A 695-nucleotide genomic window follows, 5' to 3' on the forward strand; every position below is an offset into this window, starting at 1 on the left:
AAATATTACTTTTACTAAAGTAATTGACTGGTTAAAATAAAATATTATTTCATTTCTTTACCTATTTCTCTGTTTAATTTTCAAAGACCAATTTGCTTTGTCATCATGTGATGACTTCTACTATATTACTACATGTTTCTTGTTTTGTCAACTAATTCTTAATTTTTTTTTAATATATTTAAAAATTACGAAGTGTTAGCTTTACAGTATTTTATAAGATAAAAATAACAGTTCTAATTGAACTGTTATTTTGGTGGACCTTCAGGGACTCGAACCCCAGACCGACCGGTTATGAGCCGGTAGCTCTAACCAACTGAGCTAAAGATCCATGATTACCTGGCGACAACCTACTCTCCCACAGGGTTACCCTTGCAGTACCATCGGCGCATTGAAGCTTAACCTTCGTGTTCGGTATGGAAACGGGTGTTACCTTCATGCCATAATCACCAGATGAGAATATAAATATTCTCTCAAAATTGCACAGTTAGTTCGCAATATTAATATTAATTGTTGCTTGTTTTATCTTGGTCAAGCCCTCGACTTATTAGTATTAGTCAGCTGAACATGTTACCATGCTTACACCCCTAACCTATCAACCTGGTGGTCTTCCAGGAGTCTTACTTACACCGCACTTACGTGCGAGTAATGGGAAATCTCATCTTAGGGTGGGCTTCACACTTAGATGCTTTCAGTGT

The 695-nt window shown here is 36.4% G+C and carries 1 tRNA gene and 2 rRNA genes; all 3 read right to left on the reverse strand.

The window, feature by feature from the left end:
• Positions 1 to 251: 251 nt before the first annotated feature.
• Positions 252 to 328: transfer RNA gene (locus KPL37_RS19530), tRNA-Ile, on the reverse strand.
• A gap of 6 nt (positions 329 to 334) precedes the next feature.
• Positions 335 to 451: ribosomal RNA gene (rrf, locus tag KPL37_RS19535) — 5S ribosomal RNA — on the reverse strand.
• A 73-nt stretch (positions 452 to 524) separates the two neighbouring features.
• A 23S ribosomal RNA gene (locus tag KPL37_RS19540) occupies positions 525 to 695 on the reverse strand; the annotation flags it as partial.

The organism is Clostridium frigoris (assembly GCF_018861865.1).
In the GTDB taxonomy this organism is placed as follows: Bacteria; Bacillota; Clostridia; order Clostridiales; family Clostridiaceae; genus Clostridium_AD; species Clostridium_AD frigoris.